The organism is Bacteroides sp. 214 (assembly GCF_010501015.1).
Lineage (GTDB): Bacteria > Bacteroidota > Bacteroidia > Bacteroidales > Bacteroidaceae > Bacteroides.
Map to the genome: position 1 here is coordinate 1 of NZ_QVML01000041.1, position 342 is coordinate 342.

General features: G+C 42.4%; 1 protein-coding gene. It reads left to right on the forward strand.

Features of this window, described 5'->3' with window-relative positions; translation table 11 throughout:
- A partial coding sequence (locus D0T50_RS13465) for an HU family DNA-binding protein (RefSeq protein ID WP_163224041.1) occupies positions 1-108 on the forward strand: 108 nt, incomplete at its 5' end.
- Positions 109-342: the final 234 nt, after the last annotated feature.

The window sequence follows — 342 nt, forward strand, 5'->3', positions numbered from 1 at the left end:
ACCTTTTCGGTGAAGAAAAAGGAAGAACGCATTATTATTAATCCTTCCACCAAGCAACGAATGCTTGTTCCACCCAAACTCGCCCTTATATTTTGCTCCTGCTACTAACGCACCCATATCCAGGGAGTAAATTTGTGCATGGTCTATGTTTGTACACGCTATCGTGTCCCGTACCTCAATGCAGATAAAGCGGCGACTGCCTGTTTAAAACTCCCGATGTACCTCACGGATGCGTATGTCTGGAAGCCGGCATACTTATTTTAGTGATGTTTTTAATCAGCAGAATGGTTGTAATGGTTTTGATATTGTCATTGGTAATCCGCCGTATATACAGTTACAGAA